This window comes from Clostridium sp. AF32-12BH, assembly GCF_003477935.1.
In the GTDB taxonomy this organism is placed as follows: Bacteria; Bacillota; Clostridia; order Lachnospirales; family Lachnospiraceae; genus Brotaphodocola.
In genome coordinates this window covers 233,434-250,372 of sequence record NZ_QUEH01000004.1, presented here as the reverse complement: position 1 = coordinate 250,372, position 16,939 = coordinate 233,434, and the positions used below count along the sequence as shown (strand labels likewise).

The 16,939-nt window shown below is 48.5% G+C and carries 16 protein-coding genes; 2 read left to right on the top strand and 14 right to left on the bottom strand.

Annotated features, from left to right (window positions below):
• Positions 1-5: 5 nt before the first annotated feature.
• Entirely contained in the window at positions 6-1,379 is a 1,374-nt protein-coding gene (locus tag DWZ40_RS05800) for an NCS2 family permease (protein WP_118541618.1), read from the bottom strand.
• A 229-nt stretch (positions 1,380-1,608) separates the two neighbouring features.
• Between DWZ40_RS05800 and DWZ40_RS05795 the strand changes: the two genes are divergently transcribed.
• Complete coding sequence (locus DWZ40_RS05795; RefSeq protein ID WP_243035221.1) at positions 1,609-1,785, top strand: hypothetical protein; 177 nt, start codon at positions 1,609-1,611, stop codon at positions 1,783-1,785.
• Between the two features lie 31 nt (positions 1,786-1,816).
• Here the strand turns inward: DWZ40_RS05795 and DWZ40_RS05790 are convergent, their stop codons facing one another.
• The 9 genes from DWZ40_RS05790 to DWZ40_RS05750 form a co-directional block, all read right to left on the bottom strand.
• Positions 1,817-2,602: an RnfABCDGE type electron transport complex subunit B gene (locus DWZ40_RS05790; RefSeq protein WP_118541616.1), complete on the bottom strand. Its 786-nt coding sequence runs from the start codon at positions 2,600-2,602 to the stop codon at positions 1,817-1,819.
• A gap of 16 nt (positions 2,603-2,618) precedes the next feature.
• The gene (rsxA, locus tag DWZ40_RS05785; protein ID WP_118541614.1) at positions 2,619-3,194 is read right to left on the bottom strand and encodes an electron transport complex subunit RsxA; all 576 of its coding nucleotides are present in this window, start codon (positions 3,192-3,194) and stop codon (positions 2,619-2,621) included.
• Between the two features lie 14 nt (positions 3,195-3,208).
• Positions 3,209-4,024 (bottom strand): electron transport complex subunit E, encoded by an 816-nt coding sequence (locus DWZ40_RS05780; RefSeq protein ID WP_118541612.1) that lies wholly within the window; start codon positions 4,022-4,024, stop codon positions 3,209-3,211.
• Positions 4,025-4,037: 13 nt separating this feature from the next.
• Complete coding sequence (locus tag DWZ40_RS05775; RefSeq protein ID WP_118541610.1) at positions 4,038-4,649, bottom strand: RnfABCDGE type electron transport complex subunit G; 612 nt, start codon at positions 4,647-4,649, stop codon at positions 4,038-4,040.
• Positions 4,646-5,593 carry an RnfABCDGE type electron transport complex subunit D gene (locus DWZ40_RS05770; RefSeq protein WP_118541608.1) on the bottom strand — a complete coding sequence of 316 codons (948 nt, stop codon included), beginning with the start codon at positions 5,591-5,593 and terminating at the stop codon, positions 4,646-4,648. Before DWZ40_RS05770 ends, DWZ40_RS05775 begins: the two co-directional genes overlap by 4 nt.
• 3 nt (positions 5,594-5,596) lie before the next feature.
• Positions 5,597-6,934: an electron transport complex subunit RsxC gene (gene rsxC, locus DWZ40_RS05765; protein WP_118541606.1), complete on the bottom strand. Its 1,338-nt coding sequence runs from the start codon at positions 6,932-6,934 to the stop codon at positions 5,597-5,599.
• An 872-nt stretch (positions 6,935-7,806) separates the two neighbouring features.
• Positions 7,807-8,829, bottom strand: a complete 1,023-nt coding sequence (locus tag DWZ40_RS05760; protein ID WP_118541604.1) for a sugar kinase — start codon at positions 8,827-8,829, stop codon at positions 7,807-7,809.
• Between the two features lie 39 nt (positions 8,830-8,868).
• Entirely contained in the window at positions 8,869-9,894 is a 1,026-nt protein-coding gene (locus tag DWZ40_RS05755) for a sugar kinase (RefSeq protein WP_118541602.1), read from the bottom strand.
• A 3-nt stretch (positions 9,895-9,897) separates the two neighbouring features.
• Entirely contained in the window at positions 9,898-10,539 is a 642-nt protein-coding gene (locus DWZ40_RS05750; protein ID WP_118541600.1) for a bifunctional 4-hydroxy-2-oxoglutarate aldolase/2-dehydro-3-deoxy-phosphogluconate aldolase, read from the bottom strand.
• 228 nt (positions 10,540-10,767) lie between these two features.
• Here DWZ40_RS05750 and DWZ40_RS05745 point away from each other — a divergent pair, with 228 nt between their 5' ends.
• Positions 10,768-11,538, top strand: a complete 771-nt coding sequence (locus tag DWZ40_RS05745; protein ID WP_243035220.1) for an IclR family transcriptional regulator — start codon at positions 10,768-10,770, stop codon at positions 11,536-11,538.
• 121 nt (positions 11,539-11,659) lie between these two features.
• On the opposite strand, the gene dnaJ is transcribed toward DWZ40_RS05745, so the two are convergent.
• The 4 genes from dnaJ to hrcA form a co-directional block, all read right to left on the bottom strand.
• Positions 11,660-12,808 (bottom strand): molecular chaperone DnaJ, encoded by a 1,149-nt coding sequence (gene dnaJ, locus DWZ40_RS05740; RefSeq protein ID WP_118541596.1) that lies wholly within the window; start codon positions 12,806-12,808, stop codon positions 11,660-11,662.
• Between the two features lie 292 nt (positions 12,809-13,100).
• A complete protein-coding gene (gene dnaK, locus DWZ40_RS05735; RefSeq protein WP_118541594.1) occupies positions 13,101-14,981 on the bottom strand; it encodes a molecular chaperone DnaK in 1,881 nt (626 codons plus the stop codon).
• Between the two features lie 72 nt (positions 14,982-15,053).
• Positions 15,054-15,689: a nucleotide exchange factor GrpE gene (gene grpE / locus DWZ40_RS05730; RefSeq protein WP_347560052.1), complete on the bottom strand. Its 636-nt coding sequence runs from the start codon at positions 15,687-15,689 to the stop codon at positions 15,054-15,056.
• 46 nt (positions 15,690-15,735) lie between these two features.
• Positions 15,736-16,773 (bottom strand): heat-inducible transcriptional repressor HrcA, encoded by a 1,038-nt coding sequence (gene hrcA, locus DWZ40_RS05725; protein WP_118541592.1) that lies wholly within the window; start codon positions 16,771-16,773, stop codon positions 15,736-15,738.
• Positions 16,774-16,939 lie beyond the last annotated feature (166 nt).

The window sequence follows — 16,939 nt, the reverse complement described above, 5'->3', positions numbered from 1 at the left end:
ATGTGTTACAGTAAAATATACTTCAATACAAACAGCACGGCCAGCACATACATCAATGGTGTGATGTGCTTCTCTTTTGCCTTTCCGGTTACCAGATTGATGGCCACATAGGAGATAACCCCCATAGCGATTCCTTCGGAAATGCTGTACATAAACGGCATTGCAATGACTGCAATGTAAGCCGGAATGGCCTCCGTGTAATCCTCAAAATTGACTTTCAGAATAGAGGTCAGCATCAAAAATCCTACTACGATCAAAGCCGGTGCCGTTGCAAAGGACGGAATAGCCAAAAAGATCGGGGACAGGAACAGGGATAATGCAAACAGAATCGCAGATACCACTGCGGTCAGACCGGTTCTTCCGCCCTCTGCCACGCCAGATGCACTCTCTACGAAAGTGGTTGTGGTAGAAGTACCAAGTACTGCACCAACTGCAGTACCGATAGAATCGGAAAGGAGTGCGCCGCGGATGCGCGGCAGGCGTCCCTGCTCATCCAGCATATTTGCCTTGGATGCCACACCAATGAGCGTTCCCAGGGTATCAAACATATCTACAAACAGAAAAGCAAACATTACAACTACAAAATCCAGAGAAGCCACACGGCTGAAATCCATTTTCATAAAGGTCGGTGCCAGACTCGGAACTGCAATTCCGTTGGAAAAATCCGGGAGCAGGCTGTAGCATCCGGCATCCGGGTTGACCTGATAAATACCAGTCAGCTGACATACAATGCCGAGTGCCCAGGTGATCAGGATTCCCCAGAGAATGTTGCCCTTCACACCTTTTACCAGAAGGACTCCGGTAATCAGCACACCGATCAAAGCCAGGAGCACAGTGATGCCCTCACTGTGAAACAGTCCATTTGCTACCGAAGCTTTAAAGGAATACATGCCAACCAGGGTTGCGCTGTCCACAACAATCTTGGCATTCTGCAAACCGATGAATGCAATAAACAGACCGATGCCTGCGGATACTGCATATTTTAAGTTCATCGGAATGGAGTTGAAGATCTGTTCACGCACATTGGTTAAGGATAATGCCAGGAAGATGATACCTTCTACAAATACTGCTGCGAGTGCCATTTCCCAGGTGTAACCCATAGAAAGGACAACCGTATAAGCAAAATAAGCATTCAGACCCATACCCGGTGCCAGCACGAACGGATAATTGGAAAATGCTGCCATAAGCAGTGTTGCAATTGCCGAGGCAAGTGCCGTTGCTGTAAACACGGCACCGCTGTCCATGCCAGATGCACTTAATACACTGGGATTGACTGCCAGGATGTAGGCCATGGTCATAAACGTGGTAATACCTGCCATGACCTCAGTCTTTACATCGGTATGGTTTTCTTTGAGATGGAATAGCTTTTCCAGATTCATAAGACCCTCCTTTTAGTAAGAACAACTTGTTGCAGTTTTCTAACGCTATCTCTATTTTATCATCTATCCTTATAAATTGCTACACATTTTGATGTTTTTCTGATAAGACTTTACTTGCATATATTCTTATCGTTTTGCTATAATAGCTATATATAAATACTAATAAATATAAATAAATATTTCATTTTAAATTAAATACAAATAAATATAAATAAATAAGGAGCAAATCATGAAAACAGCTAATCCTTTTACGCTGACATTCGGTCAAAAGCCTGCCGAATTCATCTCCCGCGGCGATCAGATCAACAGGATTTTAGATAACTTCGATATGGAAGTTCCATCTAACCAGGTCTTACAATGCAAACAAAAAAGTTCCATGTTCTCTCAGTCTTCAAAGACTGGTTGAACATGGAACTTTTTATTTTGATCAGATAAGATTAGATAATAACCTTAGCCGGGCACTTTGCTGCGCACTTGCCGCAGTTGGTGCACTTCTCGTAATCGATGACTGCCACATTATTCTCCATATGGATCGCATCGAACTCACACTGCTTGGTGCACAGGGTACATCCGATACAGCCAGCGGTGCAGACTTTCTTGACAGCCGGTCCCTTGTCGTGGGAAGAGCACTGTACAAGATGCTCTGCCTTGTAAGGAACGAGCTCGATCAGGCCCTTCGGGCAGGTAGCTACGCACTTGCCGCAGGCTACGCACTTCTCTTTGTCAACGACTGCAACACCGTCTACTACGTGGATTGCGTCAAACTGACATGCCTTCACACAGGAGCCATAGCCCATACAGCCGTAAGCACAAGCCTTCTCGCCGGAACCCGGTGCTACGGTTACCATGGAACAATCGGTAATTCCATAGTAATTGTACTTCACGTTGGTCTTGTCGCAGGTACCTTTACATTTTACGAAAGCGACCTTCTTCTCAGAGCTGCCGCTCTCAACGCCCATGATTGCAGCGATCTTGTCTGCTACCGGAGCTCCGCCGACCGGACATCCGTTAACCGGAGCGGTGCCTGCAGCGATTGCTGCAGCCAGACCGTCACATCCCGGGAAACCACAACCACCACAGTTGTTGCCCGGAAGTTCTGCACGGACCAGAACTTCTTTTTCGTCAACCTCAACTTTAAACTTCTCACTGGCAATGCCCAGGAGCACACCGATGATGATACCGATGGCACCGATGACAACTGCCGCTAAAAGCAAACCTGTCATATTCTACTACCTCCCATTAAATCAGTCCGGAGAAGCCCATGAAGGCAATCGCCATCAGACCAGAGGTAATCAGAACGATCGGAGAACCCTGGAAATTGTATGGGATATCATTGTCTTCAATACTCTCACGAATGCTTGCCAGCAGTACAATTGCGACGGTAAAACCAACCGCAGTACCGAATCCGTTTGCTACACTGAAAATGAAGTTATAACCCTTCTGTACGTTGGTCAGGGCAGAACCCAGAACTGCACAGTTGGTCGTAATCAGCGGAAGGAATACACCCAGCGCGGAGTACAGGGACGGCATGCTCTTCTTTAAGAACATCTCAACGAACTGTACCAGTGCTGCAATTACCAGAATGAAGGCAATCGTCTGTAAGTACTCTAAGTGCAGCGGAACCAGCACCAGAGAGTAAACCAGGTTTGTTGCAATGCTTGCCAGCGTAATTACGAAGATAACGGCTGCACCCATACCAATGGAGGTGTCAACCTTCTTGGAAACACCAAGGAACGGACACAGGCCCTGGAACTGGCTCAGGATGATGTTGTTAACCAGAGCAGATCCGACAATAATTAAAATTAACTCTTTCATTTACCTGTCCCTCCTTATTCGTCTTTCTTTTCAGCCTCGGCTGCTGCCTTAGCTGCCTCTGCTGCCTGCTTCTTAGCGAGAGCTGCTGCAGCTGCTGCCTTCTTGGCCTCTTCTGCTTTCTTCAGCTCTTCTGCCTTTTTCTCTTCCAGGACAGAGTGGTTAGAGGAACATGCAGAACCGCTGCAGGATGCGCAGTTGCCGCCGCATGCCAGTGTGGACTGCGGTACGGAACCGTTGGTTGCACTCGGAGCTTTGAACTTGTTCTGCAGTGCGGTCAGGCAAGCCAGTACGAAGAATGCACCCGGTGCCAGGCCGATGATGGTTACGTGGAAGTCCTCCGGAATAATCTCCATGCCGAAGAAGGAACCACCGCCAATAAGCTCACGCACGATTGCGATACAGGTTAAGCCTACGGTGAAACCAAGACCCATACCGATACCATCGAATGCGGACTCGATCGGACCGTTCTTTGCTGCATATGCCTCTGCACGGCCCAGGATGATACAGTTAACAACGATCAGCGGGATGTAGATACCCAGTGCACTGTACAGGCTCGGTACATATGCCTGTAAAAGCAGCTGAACGATGGTAACCAGGGATGCTACGATTACGATGTATGCCGGAATACGTACACGATCCGGAATAATCTTCCGCAGTGCGGAAATAATAAGGTTAGAGAAAACCAGAACCGCCGTGGTGGACAGTCCCATACCGATACCGTTGATCGCGGTGGTGGTTACTGCCAGGGTCGGACACATACCAAGCATCAGGACGAAGGTCGGGTTCTCTTTAATAATACCGTTGTATAAACGTTCGATACATTTATTCATGACTTCCTACCTCCTACTGTGCCAGGCAGTTATCTACAAAATAAACTGCCGCATTCACCGCATTCGTGACTGCTCTTGATGTAATGGTAGCGCCACTGATTGCGTTGATCTGATCGTCAGAAGTTGCGCCGTCTTTGGTTACGGAGAACACTTCTGCCTTCTTGCCTGCAAACTGACCTTTCCACTCAGGCTTGTCCGCATTCATACCAAGACCTGCGGTCTCAGCCAGGGTTAAGAACTCGATACCATTTACGGTACCGTCAGACTGAATACCTACGGAAACGGTGATCGCACCGCCGAAACCGTCGTTGGAAGTAGCGGTTACAACGTAGCCTGCTGCTGCGCCGGAAGCATCGCTTGCTGCTACAGCTTCATCTACCATAACTTTGCCGTAGCCAAGTCCTGCGATCTCCTCGTTTGCTGCCGGAATCTTGTCTGCCAGGTCACCTGCGTCGAAGCTTGCTGCGTCCGGGAATACGGTACGGTAAGCTGCCTCTTTTGCTGCCAGGTTTGCTGCATCGATCGGAGCTTTTGTCATTTCATAAACGCCGCCCAGTAATGCGCCGGCTACCAGGGTAATGCCGCACAGAACGAAGGCATCTTTCATAAATCCACCTTTACTCATGCCTTTTTGCCCTCCTTTCCAAATGCTACCGGAAGGGTATAGCGCTCAATCAGCGGAACCAGCAGGTTGCTGATGATGATTGCATAGGAAACACCCTCTGCAGAACCACCAAACAGACGGAATGTTCCGGTCAGCACGCCAAGCAGAATACCGAATACGATCTGTCCCTTCGGGGTGATCGGGCTGGTTACATAGTCGGTTGCCATGAAGAATGCACCAAAGATCAGTCCGCCGCCGCAGATGTGAGCCAGAACAAAGTTCAGATCCTGTCTGCCGAAGATGAATACGAATACTGCAACCGTTGCGATATAGGTTAACGGAATGCGCAGGGAAATTACTTTCTTAAATACCAGGTAAGCAGCACCGATTAACAGGGCTACTACAGAAACCTCACCGATGGTTCCCGGGATCTTACCGATGAACATAGCCATAAGGTCTACGCCAAGGTTAGACTCGCCAGCCTTCCATGCAGTCTTCATCACGTTCAGAGGAGTAGCGGTGGTTACGCCATCCAGGGTGAAGGAAGACATCTTGCCTGCGAAGGAAATAAGCAGGAAGCATCTTGCTGCCAGTGCCGGGTTCATGAAGTTCTGACCCAGACCACCGTAAATCTGCTTCACGATCACGATCGCAAATACACCGCCGAGCATCGGGATCCATAACGGAATCTCAGACGGGCAGTTCAGTGCAAGGATCATACCGGTTACAACGGCACTGAAATCACTGATGGTTACTGGTCTCTTGGTTACTTTTTCAAATACGTACTCACTCAGTACGCATGCAAATACAGTCGCAATGATCACGAGCAGGGCATGCAGGCCGAACTGGAAGACACCGAAAGCGGTGGCCGGCAGCATGGCGATTGCCACGTCCATCATGATGCTGCGGGTAGTTTCCTCGCTCCGCACATGCGGGGATGAGGATACGTTAAATAATTTAGCCATGGTTTACTTTCCCCCCTGTGCTTTTTTTCTGCGGTTGGCTGCAACCGTTTTTCTCATTTCCTTGAAAGCCTGGGTCAGAGGACGTTTTGCCGGACATACGAAGGTACAGCTTCCGCACTCCATACACTCCATACCGTTGAGTTTCTCAAAGGTATCGCAGTCGCCCTTTAATGCTGCTTTCATCATCATAACCGGAACAATATGGCTCGGGCATGCGCTTACGCACTTACCGCAGCGGATACACGGAGTCTCCACGTTTGCTGCCACCTGGTCCTTGGTCATGCACAGGACAGAACCGTTGGTCTTGATGACCGGAACGTCTAAGTCGAACATAGCAAAGCCCATCATAGGACCACCGGAAATGACTTTCTCCGGCTCAGTCTTGAATCCGCCTGCTGCCTCGATCAGTTCCTGGGTGTTGGTTCCGATCTTAATACGGAAGTTTCTCGGATCTGCGATCGCATCGCCGGTTACGGTGAATACACGCTCGATCAGAGGAGTAGTCTTGCATACTGCATCGTAAATAGCGATCACAGTAGCAATGTTGTCCACGATGCAGCCTGCATCTGCAGGAAGCATGGAGGAGTTTACTTTTCTGCCGGTGATTGCGTAGATTAAGGAACGCTCACCACCCTGCGGGTACTTGGTCAGAAGCTCGCATACCTCGATACGCGGCTCGTCTTTTACTAACTCTTTCAGCTTTTTGATTGCTTCCGGCTTGTTGTTCTCAATGCCGATCACGCCCTTTGCCTTGTCAAACAGCTGAAGGATAACTTTCAGACCGCCGATGATCTTTTCCGGATCCTCCATCATGCAGCGATAGTCAGAAGTCAGATACGGCTCACACTCTGCACCATTGATGAGAATGTACTCGATTGCATCTTCGTTCTTCGGAGACAGCTTTACGTTGGTCGGGAAACCAGCGCCGCCCATACCTACGATACCAGCTGCTTTTACGATATCGCGGATTTCCTGCTTGGACAGGGTGGACGGGTCACGGTCTGCGCCCATGCCTTCTACTGCCTCATACAGTCCATCATTTTCCACTACAACGGAATTTACCATGCCGCCGCTGGCAACACGTCTCGGCTCTACAGCCTTAACAGTACCGGATACGGAGCAGATGACATTTGCAGAAATGAATCCGCCTGCTTCACCGATGATCTGACCAGCCAGGACTCTGTCGCCCTTCTTTACCAGCGGGTTCGCCGGTGCGCCGATTCCCTGGGACATCGGGAATACCAGATCTCCCTTCGGCATCAGGACCTGTACCGGCTTGCTCTCGGACAGTTCTTTACCCTCGTAAGGATGAACGCCGCCTTTAAATGTAGCCAATCCCATTTTCCTTTACCCTCTTTCTATACATTTTCAACTTGCTATCGACAAAATCTCTCGTTTTGCCATCATGGTCAGTATAACATAATTCGCGGTTTACGACAATCAAAAATTACATATTGTATACAATGTAACAATCGTTTTTTTCTTTGAAAACATGTCAGATTCACAGTTTTTGACCGAAATTTTTGTTAATTCGCGAACGATGTTAGCAGAGTGAAACCGCCGCTTGTTTTTGTAAAAAAACATGAAAGTTTCGACATGTTTCTCATGCCGTTTGAAATTGGGATTTTGCCGGAATTTCGTGGGATTTTGTCCGAAATTATCCGCATTTTCGATTGTTAATTTTTTATCGAAAAATGATGTGTTTTTTTCGCTTATGAGTACTTATAGTTTTTACTTATAATTGTTATTCGCATGACTTATAAGTATAAACTTATTTCTACTACAGCCCAGACATTATGATCTATCATGCTTTCCAGATTTTTCACAGTCCTTTCCATCCTTTGGCAGTCGCTTTTTCTTTTGCAAAGTTTCCGCAAAAACTTTCAAACTTTTTTCCTGACCATGCAATAAAACAACGATCTTCTGCATTAACCTTATGAACGGATGAAAAGAGTCCTGTTCTGTAAAAGAAAACAAGGCAAAACCAATCACAAATCAAACTATTTACGAAATCCTTTGATGCATTACACTCTATCACACCCGCTGCGTTTTCTTTTCCCGGACATGGCAATTTTCAAAAAACCTTAAAAATTAGGGTTGCAACCAACGAAAAACGCGTCACTGGCGCGTTTTTTGTATGCCAGGCAAAAAGGAAGCGCCCCACCGGTGTTTTGTCCACCGGTGAGGCGCTTTCTTTTATAGGAAATACAAATTTAACGTTTCATTTCCAACTGTGGTCCTGTCGATTTGTGTGCCAGAATGATCGATTCTATCTCGTCCAGATTCGAAGAAGGCAAATCTCCCGGTATGGTATTCTTCACCGCACTTGCAGCATTTCCGTATTCAAGAGCCCTCTGATAGTTTCCAGGTTCTGAGAGAAGCCCATACAGCACACCTGAAATATACGCATCCCCGCTGCCAATACGGTCTACCACCTCTATATTGCGATATGGCTCTTCTTCATAATAACGGTCAGTATCCCTGCTATAGATCACAGAGCCAAAGGTATGGACCTTCGGACTATGCACAATCCGCTGCGTGGAAGCCACCACGGAAACCGGGTATTCCTCCTTAAAGCTCTTCATCATGTTTCTCACATCTCCGGTCTTGCCGAACGTCAAGCGCGCAGTATCTTCCGAGCAAAAAAACCAGTCTACATATGGCAGAATCTTTTCAATACATGCCCCGGCCTGGGCACCGCTCCAAAGATTCACCCGGAAATTCACATCAAAAGAAATCTTTGCTCCCTGCTCTTTGAAACGCTTCATCATTTCTATGGCAGTCCTGCAGCACTGTTCTCCCAGAGCCAGTGTGATTCCGCTGGTATGAAAACACTTAGCAGACTGATAGAGAAACTGATCGAAATCTCCGGTTTTTATCTTATTCATAGAAGTGTGCATTCTGTCATACACAATTCTCGGTTTTCTCGGCTGGGCACCGTTTTCATAATAATACACACCGAGTCTTGCATCATTCGTGTCATCATAAACCAGGTAATCATCGCTGACTCCGCAAAACCGTATCCGGTTCTTGGCATATGCCCCGATATCATTATCCGGAAGCTTGGAAATGATACCCGTGCGCAGTCCTAAAAGAGCAACTCCCGATACTACATTTAGTTCAGCACCACCAACCTGCTTTTGAAAGATTTCCCCACGCATCAGCCGCTCATTGCTGGGCGGTGATAAACGCAGTAGCACTTCCCCAAGAGATAATAAATCAAATTCCTTTTCCATCGTTCCGTCTCCTTCGCTATCAGTCCCTTTGAAAGCGTACTATCTCTGGACGCGTCCTGAACCGTCTCCTCCTGCAAGCTTCTGTACTTCCTCCATGGAAACCATATTGAAGTCTCCTTCGATGGAATGCTTCAGACAGGATGCTGCAACTGCAAATTCAATCGCGCCCTGGGAATCGTAACCATTTAATAATGCGCAGATCAGGCCGCCGCCAAAGCTGTCGCCTCCGCCTACGCGGTCAACGATATGCATTTTATATTTCTTACTGAAGAAATAGTCTGTGCCATCATATAACATAGCAGACCAGTTATTATCATTTGCAGAAAGGGACTCTCTCAGTGTGATCGCAACCTTTTCAAAGCCGAAGCGCTCTGCAAGCTGTTTTGCAACATCTTTATAGCTCTCGTGATTTACTGCGCCTCTGCTGACATCTGTATCCGCCGCCTTGATGCCAAATACATCTGCAGCATCCTCCTCATTTGCAATACATACATCTACATATTTGCACAGCTGAGCCATAACCTCTCCGGCTTTTTCCCTGGACCACAGCTTCTTCCTATAGTTCAGGTCACAGGAAATCTTCACGCCTGCTGCCTTTGCTGCTTTGCAGGCTTCCAGGCAGATCGCTGCAACTTCATCGTTCAGCGCCGGTGTGATACCTGTAAAATGGAACCACTCTGCTCCTGCGAAAATTTCATTCCAGTCAAAGTCTTCCGGTGATGCTGTGGCAATGGAGGAACCTGCACGGTCATAAATCACCTTGGAAGGGCGCTGTGATGCCCCCTTTTCCAGGAAATAAATGCCCACGCGCTCACCGCCACGGGCAATGTAAGAGGTATCTACCCCATATTTCCGGAGTGCATTCACGGCTGCCTGTCCAATCTCATGAGCCGGAAGCTTTGTAACAAACTTTGCATCGAATCCATAATTTGCCAGTGATACTGCTACATTCGCCTCACCGCCACCATAGGTTGCCCCGAATGTGTCTGCCTGTACAAAACGATAATAGCCCTCCGGAGCCAGTCTCAGCATGATCTCCCCAAATGTAATTACCTTCTTCGCCATTTCTTAATTCCCCCTGATTTCTTTTACGATCTCTACTGCTTCTTTTACTAATTCCTGAATCTTATCGAACTGTCCGGTTTTTACCAGATCCCCTTTTACCATCCAGCTGCCGCCACAGGCGAAAATCTTGTCACACGCCAGATACTCCCTTACATTCTTTGCATTGATACCACCGGTCGGCATGAACTTCATGCAAACATAAGGTGCCGCGATTGCCTTGATATAGTTCAGGCCACCAGCCTGCTCAGCCGGGAAAAACTTTACAACCTCAAGTCCATTCTCAATCGCCTGCTCTACATCGCTCGGATTCGCGCAGCCTGGTGTGATGATAATGCCTTTTTCCACACAATATTTCACAACCTTCGGGTTCAGTCCCGGGCTGACGATAAATTTTGCACCTGCAGCAACCGCTCTGTCCACCTGCTCTGTGGTGAGGACCGTACCTGCACCAACTAACATATCCGGATATTTCTCCGTCATGATACGGATGGATTCTTCTGCTGCATCGGTGCGGAAGGTTACCTCCGCACATGGAAGACCACCCTGACGAAGCGCCTCCGCAAGAGGTGCTGCGTCCTTTGCATCGTCTAAAACGACTACTGGTACAATGCCGATTTTCCGGATCTGTTCTAATACTTCATTCATAGTTCCCTCTCCTTTTATTCCGTATTATGAAACTGTATTTCATATTGTGATACCTTATGTTTTGATTATACAAACTGTGTTGGAAATGTCAATCGTGATATCTGGTCAATTTTCTGCACTTTTATTGTGCACAATCCACAGTTGCAGCGTGTTTTCTCCTATGGTAAAATTAGTTTCATATCGTGGAATTGTGTTTTCAAATAATCTATGGAAAGAGGTTGTGACAACATGACGAATTCACAGGAAAGTAAAAATCCCATTCAGGTTGCAGACCGGCTGTTCCAGACTTTGGAACTTCTCGCAGCCAATGGTCCCATGGGACTTATGGAAATCAGCCTTCAGCTCTCTCTGAACAAAAGTACTGTACACCGCATTTTAAATTCTTTGATCTATATGGGATATGCCCGGCAGAACCCGGCAGATAACCGCTATGAATTAAGTTTTAAAATTGTTGGTCTTGCCAACCAGATGATGGAAAAAGTAGATATTGTGACGCTGGTTCGCCCCTATCTGCGCAAACTTATGGAGGCTACCGGAGAGACCGTTCATTTTGTGGAACGCGACAACACGGATGCTGTCTATATCGATAAAGTAGAATCCTACGCAAACTCTGTGCAGATGGTTTCCCGCATTGGCAACCGGATTCCACTTTACCGGTCCGGCGTGGGAAAAGCCATTGCAGCCTGCCTTCCGGAAGAAGAAGTGCTGCGTTTATGGCAGAACAGCCAGATTGTTGCCGTCACCCCCTACACCATCACCAATTATGAGGAATTCTGTCACTGTCTTCATGACGTCCATACGCACGGTTACGCACTGGATAACGAAGAAAATGAACTTGGGGTTCGCTGTATTGCCGCCGCGCTCCCGGATCATACAGGAACCGCCCGCTATGCGTTCAGCATCTCGGCACCGGTCGGTCGTATGGACGATCAGCGGATTCTGGAGCTGTCCCGCTTTGTACTCAACACAAAAAATGAATTAATGAAACTGTTTTTTTAACCTGTTTAAAAATGTACAACGGCAGGCTCTCAAAAAACAAAAGCGGCTATTTTACAAAGAATCCTCTATCTCTGCAAAATAGCCGCTTTTTCCGCACACACCATGCGGATTTTTATCTTATTTATTTGAAAAGTCCTTTTTTCTTGTGTTTTGTCTCAGCCGGAGCTTCCCCATGCATCACGGCATCGAAGTTCTTCAATGCCTCTCTCTGCGCTTCGTTTAAGCGCTCCGGTACCTGTACCACCAGGGTAACATAATGGTCACCGCGAAGGTTGCGGTTACGTAAGGACGGTACACCCTTGCCTTTTAAGCGGACACGGGTATCAGTCTGGGTTCCTGCCTTGACCTCATACTCTACCTCGCCGTCTACCGTCTTGATGCGGATCGGACCGCCCAGAGCTGCTGTTGCGAAGGAGATCGGTACGGTAGAGAAGATATTGACATCCTGACGCTTGAATACCGGATGCTGGGATACTACAGCCTCAACTAAGAGGTCTCCTCTCTCGCCGCCGTTTACGCCAGGCTCACCGCCACCTGCGCAGCGTACACTCTGTCCGTTGTCGATACCGGCCGGAATGGTAACCTTGAATTTCTTCTTTTTGGTGATATAACCAGTGCCATAGCAGTCAGAGCATTTCTCTTTGATGACTTTGCCCTTGCCGCCGCAGTCCGGACAGGTCTGGACATTCTGCACCTGACCGAAGAAGGACTGCTGGGTGTAGATGATTTTACCTTTACCGCCGCACTTCTTACAGGTTTCCGGTGAAGTACCAGGCTTTGCGCCGGTACCGTGACAGGTTGCACACTCTTCTTTATAGTTGATCTCAATTTCTTTTTCACAGCCAAATACTGCTTCCTCAAAGGTAATACGGATTGCGGTTCTGACATTGGCACCGCGCATCGGACCGTTGTACTGGCTGCCGCCGCGGCTTCTTCCGCCGCCGAAGATATCCCCGAAAATATCTCCGAAGATGTCTCCCATGTCAGCGCCGTTGAAATCGAAACCGCCAAATCCGCCGGCACCACCGCCAGCGCCGCCCTCGAATGCAGCGTGACCAAACTGGTCATACTTTCTTCTCTTCTCCGGGTCACTTAACACGCTGTATGCCTCAGATGCCTCCTTGAACTTACGCTCGGCCTCGGCATCGCCCGGGTTAGCGTCCGGATGATACTTTTTTGCAAGGACACGATATGCTTTCTTTAATGCAGCCTCATCGGCGTTCTTCGGAACTCCCAGGACCTCGTAATAATCTCTCTTAGTCTCTGCCATGATGCTTTTCCTTCCTCTTCACTTAAGACGCATCCGCGCCCCTCTTTTTTCTAAGCTCTTTATGCTGTCGTCCAGCTTTCGGATTCCTGCACACACGATGCAAACCACTGTTTCTGCATGCCTTAACAGGAATGACGTTCAGACACCGAAATGGCTGTCGCCTCTTGCGAAAGTCCCGGAGCAAACGCTCCTGAGATTTTCGGAAAAAGCGCCAGCCTCTCCCGGCAGTACTCCGGATTGGCGGAGAGACCTTGCGGTCTCCCCGTTGGTCCGTTATGCCTAACTATATGGATTATACCTCTTTGAAGTCACCATCGATGACATCATCGTTATTTCCAGCGCCTGCATTACCGCCTGCTGCGCCAGCTGCACCCTGTGCACCTGCTGCGCCCTGTGCGTTTGCAGCACCCTGAGCTGCCTCGTAAACCTTACTGAACAATGCCTGTGCGCTGTTCATCAGTTTCTCCTTGCCAGCCTTGATGTCCTCAACCTGGGCATCGGTCATGTTGTCGATCGGAGCACGGTTGATCGCTTCTTTCAGAGCGTTTAAGTCAGCCTCTACAGCAGCCTTGTCGTTTGCGTCGATCTTATCGCCAACTTCGCTTAATGCCTTCTCGGTCTGGAATACCATAGCATCTGCGTCGTTTCTTGCATCGATTGCTTCTTTTCTCTTCTTATCCTGAGCCTCGAACTCAGCAGCCTCTTTGACTGCCTTATCGATATCAGCCTCAGACATGTTGGAACCGGAAGTAATGGTGATGTGCTGCTCTTTGCCGGTACCAAGATCCTTCGCGGATACATTTACGATACCGTTTGCATCGATATCGAAAGTAACCTCGATCTGCGGAACACCTCTTCTTGCCGGAAGGATGCCGTCCAGACGGAACTGACCCAGAGTCTTGTTGTCACGTGCGAACTCACGCTCACCCTGTACAACGTGGATATCTACTGCTTCCTGGTTATCAGCTGCGGTAGAGAAGATCTGGCTCTTCTTGGTCGGGATCGTGGTGTTTCTCTCGATCAGTCTGGTAGCGATACCGCCCATGGTCTCGATAGACAGAGACAGCGGGGTTACATCCAGAAGAAGGATATCACCTGCGCCTGCATCGCCTGCAAGCTTACCACCCTGGATCGCAGCACCGATTGCTACGCACTCATCCGGGTTAAGGGATTTATTCGGCTCTTTGCCGGTCATCTGTTTTACTTTCTCCTGAGCTGCCAGCATACGGGTGGAACCGCCGACTAACAGAACCTTGCCAAGCTCAGCGGTGGTTACGCCGCCATCCTTTAATGCATTCTGTACCGGGATTGCGGTTCTCTCAATGAGGTCGTGGGTCAGCTCGTCGAATTTTGCTCTGGTTAAGTTCATATCCAGATGCTTCGGACCCTCTGCGGTTGCAGTGATGAACGGCAGGTTGATGTTGGTGGTGGTTGCGGTAGAAAGCTCTTTCTTTGCTTTCTCAGCAGCCTCTTTCAGTCTCTGCATCGCCATCTTATCACCAGACAGGTCTACACCCTCAGCCTTCTTGAACTCGTCAACCAGCCACTGGGTAATACGATTATCGAAATCATCGCCGCCTAAGTGGGTATCGCCGTTGGTGGAAAGGACTTCGATAACGCCGTCACCGATCTCGATGAGGGATACATCGAAGGTACCGCCGCCTAAGTCGTATACCATGATCTTCTGCTCATTCTCGTTGTCCAGACCATATGCCAGTGCAGCTGCGGTCGGCTCGTTGATGATACGCTTTACATCCAGACCTGCGATCTTACCAGCATCCTTGGTTGCCTGACGCTGTGCATCGTTGAAATATGCCGGAACGGTGATAACTGCCTCGGTTACGCTCTCACCCAGATAAGCCTCTGCATCTGCTTTTAACTTCTGCAGGATCATAGCGGAGATCTCCTGAGGAGTATAGCTCTTGCCGTCGATGGTTACTTTATAGTCAGTACCCATATGTCTCTTGATGGAAGCGATGGTTCTGTCTGCATTGGTAACAGCCTGACGCTTTGCCGGCTCACCGACCAGACGCTCACCGGTCTTGGTGAATGCTACAACAGACGGTGTGGTTCTGGAACCTTCCTGGTTCGGGATAACTACCGGTTTACCACCCTCCATAACTGCTACACAGCTGTTTGTGGTTCCTAAGTCAATACCAATAATCTTACTCATAGTGATTTCCTCCTACTCTATACTGAAACAAAATTTTGTTAATACGCTTTGTTCTTGTTACACACAGCCGGTTTAGTTTGCTACCTGAACCATGCTGTGACGTACCACGCTTCCGCGGTACTTGTAACCTTTCTGCAGTTCCATGGCGATCTCATTCTCGCCATACTTCTCGTCCTCCACATGCATCACTGCGTTGTGTAAGTTCGGATCGAACTGCTGACCTACTGCCTCGATCGTTTCCACTCCGGCATCTTCCAGGGTTTTTACGAACTGCTTGTAGATCTTTTCAATGCCTTCGGCGAAGGAAGAACCCTTCTCATCCTCCGGCACGGCTGCCAGGCCTCGTTCGAAGTTGTCGAGCACCGGAAGGATCTTCTCGATAATGTCCTTCGCTCCGATCTCATACATGGCTGCCTTTTCTTTTTCCGTACGCTTGCGGAAGTTATCGAATTCAGCCATCTGCCGTTTTAAGCGGTCCTGCAGATCCTCGATCTGGGCATCCTTCGGATCCTTCCTTGCTGCTTTGGCATCTTTCTCATCTTCTTTTGCGTCGTTGTTTTCTTTGCTCTCTGCTTCCTTTTCTGCAGCTTTGTTTTCCTCTGCTCCTGCGGAAGCTTCGCCGTTATTTGCCTCGGCGTGCTCAGCTTCGAGATTTTCGTTCTCTGCCTCTGCCGCGCCCTGCTTCATTTCTTTCTCTGTCTGACTCATGGTGATTCACCTTTCTTTATGATCATCCGCTGCCGTCCTGGCAACTCTAACTTTCTTCATTTTTAAATGTGGCATCCAGCTGCTTCATCAGATGTTTCAGCGTGCTGAGTACCTTTTCGTAATCCATCCGCTTCGGTCCGATGATACCGATGGTACCACGGATTCCTTCGCCCAGTTCATAATTGGCGGTGACCACGCTGCAGTCCTTCATGGTCTGGAGCGGTGTCTCGTCACCGATGTAAACCTGGATTCCGTTGTTGTCTTCGGATTCATTTACATCTGTGATCAGCTCCTGAAGCTTATCTTTCTGTTCCAGGGTACTGATCAGCTGGCTTGCTTTCTCGCCGTCGCTCAGTTCCGGATACTTGAAGATGTTGGTCGCGCCGCTGGTGTAGATCTGAAGGTCTTCCTCGTCGGCCCGGATGGCTCCCGCCACTTCATTCAGCACCAGATCAATGATCTGGCTATGGGCACCGGCCTGCTGTTTGAGCTTCGTGATCACATCTAAATTGATCTGCTCAATGGTGAGACCATTCAATGCGCTGTTCAGTAAAATGTTTAAGTTCAGGATCTCTTCCTGGCTGACCGGCTCCGGAATGTTCACCATGGCGTTCTTGATGAGGTTTCCTTCCACCACGATGACCACCAGCAGCTTGTTTTCTTCCATCTGGGAAAGCTGGATGAATTTCAGTTTGTTCTGATGGTACTGCGGTCCGCTGATCATGGCAGCGTAGTTGGTGTTGTTGGCAAGAAGCTGTGCCAGCTTCTTTAATACCAGTTCCACCCGGTCAACCCGCTTGATCATCAGACTCTTGACCTCGGTGACCTCCTGCTCTTTCTCCTGCATGATCTGGTCTACATAGAAGCGGTAGCCTTTGTCGGAAGGAATACGCCCTGCCGAGGTGTGCGGCTGCTGAATGTACCCCATCTCCTCCAGGTCCGACATCTCGTTCCGGATGGTTGCGGAACTTAATTTCAAATCCGTGTATTTGGAAATGGTTCTGGAACCTACCGGCTCACCTGTTTCCAGATAAGTTTTGATGATGGCTTTTAATATCGTGACTTTACGATCATCCAGTTCCATTCTGCCGCCTCCTTCTTCTCTCTGTTAGCACTCGTCACTAAGGAGTGCTAACATTCTGTGATTAATATACTTTACCCCATGTAGTTTGTCAAGAGGTTTGCTAAAAAAATCTGTGTTTTTTCTGTGATTTTTTTCCAGTTTCCATGCTCTGTTTCACTACTTTTTT

Bases quoted from the DNA above. Each gene is read 5' to 3' on its own strand.
- DWZ40_RS05800 (WP_118541618.1), bottom strand. From the start codon at position 1,379: ATGAATCTGGAAAAGCTATTCCATCTCAAAGAAAACCATACCGATGTA.
- DWZ40_RS05795 (WP_243035221.1), top strand. From the start codon at position 1,609: ATGAAAACAGCTAATCCTTTTACGCTGACATTCGGTCAAAAGCCTGCC.
- DWZ40_RS05790 (WP_118541616.1), bottom strand. From the start codon at position 2,602: ATGACAGGTTTGCTTTTAGCGGCAGTTGTCATCGGTGCCATCGGTATC.
- rsxA (WP_118541614.1), bottom strand. From the start codon at position 3,194: ATGAAAGAGTTAATTTTAATTATTGTCGGATCTGCTCTGGTTAACAAC.
- DWZ40_RS05780 (WP_118541612.1), bottom strand. From the start codon at position 4,024: ATGAATAAATGTATCGAACGTTTATACAACGGTATTATTAAAGAGAAC.
- DWZ40_RS05775 (WP_118541610.1), bottom strand. From the start codon at position 4,649: ATGAGTAAAGGTGGATTTATGAAAGATGCCTTCGTTCTGTGCGGCATT.
- DWZ40_RS05770 (WP_118541608.1), bottom strand. From the start codon at position 5,593: ATGGCTAAATTATTTAACGTATCCTCATCCCCGCATGTGCGGAGCGAG.
- rsxC (WP_118541606.1), bottom strand. From the start codon at position 6,934: ATGGGATTGGCTACATTTAAAGGCGGCGTTCATCCTTACGAGGGTAAA.
- DWZ40_RS05760 (WP_118541604.1), bottom strand. From the start codon at position 8,829: ATGGAAAAGGAATTTGATTTATTATCTCTTGGGGAAGTGCTACTGCGT.
- DWZ40_RS05755 (WP_118541602.1), bottom strand. From the start codon at position 9,894: ATGGCGAAGAAGGTAATTACATTTGGGGAGATCATGCTGAGACTGGCT.
- DWZ40_RS05750 (WP_118541600.1), bottom strand. From the start codon at position 10,539: ATGAATGAAGTATTAGAACAGATCCGGAAAATCGGCATTGTACCAGTA.
- DWZ40_RS05745 (WP_243035220.1), top strand. From the start codon at position 10,768: ATGACGAATTCACAGGAAAGTAAAAATCCCATTCAGGTTGCAGACCGG.
- dnaJ (WP_118541596.1), bottom strand. From the start codon at position 12,808: ATGGCAGAGACTAAGAGAGATTATTACGAGGTCCTGGGAGTTCCGAAG.
- dnaK (WP_118541594.1), bottom strand. From the start codon at position 14,981: ATGAGTAAGATTATTGGTATTGACTTAGGAACCACAAACAGCTGTGTA.
- grpE (WP_347560052.1), bottom strand. From the start codon at position 15,689: ATGAGTCAGACAGAGAAAGAAATGAAGCAGGGCGCGGCAGAGGCAGAG.
- hrcA (WP_118541592.1), bottom strand. From the start codon at position 16,773: ATGGAACTGGATGATCGTAAAGTCACGATATTAAAAGCCATCATCAAA.